Source organism: Frankia sp. CoBUL1, from assembly GCF_978021245.1.
Genome location: NZ_CDXDOS010000296.1, coordinates 1 through 3,721, shown reverse-complemented (window position 1 = coordinate 3,721; position 3,721 = coordinate 1). Strand labels below are relative to the sequence as shown.

Here is a 3,721-nt window from a genome sequence, read left to right as displayed (position 1 = left end):
CCTACTGGGCGTATCACCTCGACCGGGAACGCGCCCGCAACCACGACAGCAAGTACTCACCCAGCTACACACTCGCCGCTTGATCTCACCTGGGGAGAACTGCACCCAACCCGGATACTCATGCTGTCCGACGGTACGGCAGGCTATACAAACGGTCAGCTGATCATCCTGCTCGCCGACCTCACCCTCAGCCAGGTCCGCGACCTACGTGCCGCCGGCATTTCCACCAAGCCCGATCCAGAGCACACCCAGGTGCTGGGCATCCTGATCCGCGAACTCGGCCCTCGCCTGCTGCAACCCATGGTCGAGCAGTTCTGGAACCGCCTCGCCCAGGACGCGCCCACCGCCGGACCACCGCCAGAGCTGGAGATCAAAATCAGACCAGTCCCGCGACCCTGACGCAGGGCTCCGGCGTGCCTGCGGTGACGTTCTCCCGTGCCGCGGCGGGTGCGGCCGAACCCAGCTACGTGTTCCGCCCCCGGTTCAGCCTGACCACCCGGTTCAGCCGCGCAGCGCGGAGCGGTCGGTGAAGCTTCGGCTGCAATTCGGAGGCAAGAGGTATTTTGCGGGGGCTTCCCGACAGCGGACCGGATGCGGATCAAATATTCGGAGGAGGCCGATGGTGAGCCGTCGTGGCTGGCTCCCGGTAGCCGCGTGTGTGGGGATCGGCCTCAACAGCATCCGGCTGCGCGGCCGGGTAGGTGCCATCGACATCATCGAATCGGTGGATCATGGGCCCCCGGGGGCGCGCCCGGCTCGGACGACCCTCATGCGCAGCGTCCGCCGTACGTCCTCACTCCTCGCTTCCGGAGTGCGTCTCGGCCCCGAGCATCGCCGCGCGGCCGACGCGTACGCGCGGCGGCACGGCTGCAAGGTCCTCGACCTGGTCCCGGCCGAGATGTCGGCGCACCGGATCCTCGACCTGGCGCGGATGGTCGACCCGTCCACCTACCGGTCAGCCCGGCTGGCCCGCGGTCGCGGTGCCTTCCAGGCGGTGCTCGTCGATGCAGAGGTGCTGGCCCGCACCGGCCTCACCACCGCGGACAGCGCCGATATCACCGATCTCACTGACCTCACCGAGGCAGAGCTCGTGGCCGTGCTCGAGACGTGCAAACGGCACGCCGCCGCGTCCACCGACCTCGCCCTGCTGCCCGGCCTGGTCGGTGCCGAGCCGGACGACGGGCGCACCCGGCTGTCCGTGCACCGCGCCGCCTATGCGTGGGAGCCCGCCAGACGGGTGCTGCCCGCGCTGCGGGACGCCGCCATCCTGCTCGGGGCTACCAGCAACCCGCTCGCGGCACTCGCGGCGGTGACGATGTCCTGGCTACGGCCGGTCGCCGTGGGCGGTAGCCGACTATGGGTGACGCCCGGGACGTTGCGGCGCAGCATGCTGACGCGGCGACGCGGCGCCCTCCTCCAGCTGGTGGGGATGCCGAGCCGAACCCGTGATCTTCTCGGCGCACCGGCCATCGGCCCGGACCCGGCGACGTGCCCGCGGGCTCCGCGACCGACCAGAACGGCGGGCAGGCTCACCCCCACGGAGATCGCCGAGAAGAGATCCCAGTACCGGCGGGAGCTCGCCGGCGGTCTTGACCGGTTCCTCGAGTCGCCTCGCACGGCCTGCCCGTGGTGCGGCGGAAACGACCTCTCCGTGCGCATGAATGGCCGCGACGTCTCCCAGGGGAAGCCCGGCCGGTTCCGCTACGACCGGTGCGGCGACTGCGGCCACGTCTTCCAGAATCCCCGACTCTCCTTCGAAGGTCTGAACTTCTACTACCGGGACTTCTACGACGGGCTCGGCGCCGCCATGATCGAGGAGGTCTTCGGATTCAGCCCGGGCCCTTATCTCCACCGGGCCAGCCTGTCGATACCGACGCCCCGTCGCTGGTTGGACGTGGGGGGTGGCCATGGACATTTCTGTAACGTGGCGAGAACGGTCTGGCCGACGACGTCGTTCGACGCACTCGACATCGGAGCGGGCATCGAGGAGGCGGAACGCCGACGCTGGGTGGATCGGGCCTACCGCGGATTATTTCCCGATATCGCCGCCGATCTGGCTGACCAGTACGACGTCATCAGCATGTTCCACTACCTCGAACGCACCCGGGATCCGCTGGCCGAACTGGATGGCGCCGCACTCGCGCTGGCCCCGGCCCGCCATCTGCTGCTCGAGGTACCGAATCCAGAGAGCCCCGCGGCCCGTGTGTACCGCCAACTGTGGCCGGGATGGCTGATTCCGCAACATCAGCACCTTATGCCGGCGGCCAATCTGGTGGCTGCCCTGAATGAACGTGGCTTCGCATCCGGTTCGGCGACGTCCATCAGCAGGGGGACCCGGTGATGGCCCTGTACGGCTGCTCCAGACTGTAGCGCCGTCACCGTCCTCAGCGTGGCGCACCGAGGAGGACCCGGGCCGCCCGCGGAGGGTCCGGGCGCTGACCGCGGCTGCCATGGTCCCCGCATTCGTGGCAGGCCTGGCCCTGGACACGATGAGCCGGCCTTATCTGACCGCCGGCAGCCGGTCGAACGCCTACCGCATCCTCGCCCGCCGGAGGTAAGCCGGAGCGCCACATTCCCGCCACCCGCGCGTGATGGCCATGGAACGTGAGTGCCGGACACCGCAGAGCCATGGTGCCCGGCACCACGCCGGCCAAAGAACCCGGGCGGGCATTGCCGAGCGGAATCCGTTCCGGACGCTCTCGCCAACGCCGCTACACGTTTCTCCTAGCGGTTCGCCGTATTTCAGTGGCGCTCCGTCCAGGTCCTCTCGTCAGCTCAGGCCCAGTCCCAGGTCCAGTCCCAGTCGTCCTTCTGGTGCCCGCCCTTGTCGTCCCAGTCCTTCTTGTGCTTGTCGTCCCAGTCCTTCTTGTGCTTGTCGTCCCAGTCCTTCTTGTGCTTGTCGTCCCAGTCCTTCTTGTGCTTGTCGTCCCAGTCCTTCTTGTGCTTGTCGTCCCAGTCCTTCTTGTGCTTGTCGTCCCAGTCCTTCTTGTCCTTAGCGTCCCAAACCTTCTTGTCCCAAACCTTCTTCTCCCAGCTCTCCTTCTCCCAGCGGATCTTGGTCCCGTGCTCCTTGACGACGTGCTTGGTGACGTGCTTGTCCTTCGGGCCGTCGTGACCATCGAAGGCCAACGCGCTCGTGGCCGCGGGCCCCGCGGCGACGACCAGAGCCGCCGTCGTGGACAGAGCGACAACTGCGGCTTTTCTCCTTGCGGAACTTCCCATGATTCCCCCATGGCTAATAGAAAATGACCAAATACTGTCGGCGGTGGAGGCCATTTCGGTCAGCGAGAACCGAAATTGGATCACCGACCGACCTCGAGCGATCCGCGCTCAGGCTGATTTCCGCGGAGAAACGCGCTTCCACGCAAATGACACAGCCCGCCCCGGGATCCTGGGATCTTCCCCTCCCGGCACCTCCGACTACGGAGAGTAGCGTCGCCGCTGCCAATAAGTGGGAGGCACGCATGATCGACTCGGGTGAGTCCATCCGGGTGGCTCCAGCGGAGTCCTCGACGGCGACACCACCTGACGGATCACCTGACAGCCCCACGATGGGGCGCCGATCGGGAGGTATCGGCATCAGCCGGCCCATTCGTGGCGGGGTTACTGTTCGCCGGCTGTTCCGATCGGCATCGAAAAACTGGTGGAAATTGCACCCGTCGACTCGCCGATCATGATCGACCGGTAATTGACCGATATTACTGGCGGCGGCGCGACAACC

Annotated in this window: 3 protein-coding genes; 2 read left to right on the top strand and 1 reads right to left on the bottom strand. The window is 66.9% G+C overall.

Translation table 11 applies throughout. The features are described from left to right. Positions 1–399, top strand: a 399-nt coding sequence (locus tag AC08OX_RS15810) for a hypothetical protein (protein ID WP_476608517.1), incomplete at its 5' end; no start/stop codon positions are given. Between the two features lie 220 nt (positions 400–619). Beyond that, positions 620–2,341 (top strand): class I SAM-dependent methyltransferase, encoded by a 1,722-nt coding sequence (locus AC08OX_RS15805; RefSeq protein ID WP_476608516.1) that lies wholly within the window; start codon positions 620–622, stop codon positions 2,339–2,341. Between the two features lie 434 nt (positions 2,342–2,775). On the opposite strand, the gene AC08OX_RS15800 is transcribed toward AC08OX_RS15805, so the two are convergent. Then, positions 2,776–3,222, bottom strand: coding sequence for a hypothetical protein (locus tag AC08OX_RS15800; RefSeq protein WP_476608515.1), 447 nt, complete (start codon positions 3,220–3,222; stop codon positions 2,776–2,778). Positions 3,223–3,721: the final 499 nt, after the last annotated feature.

Coding starts and splice junctions, on each gene's coding strand:
- AC08OX_RS15805 (WP_476608516.1), top strand. CDS start 620: ATGGTGAGCCGTCGTGGCTGGCTCCCGGTAGCCGCGTGTGTGGGGATC.
- AC08OX_RS15800 (WP_476608515.1), bottom strand. CDS start 3,222: ATGGGAAGTTCCGCAAGGAGAAAAGCCGCAGTTGTCGCTCTGTCCACG.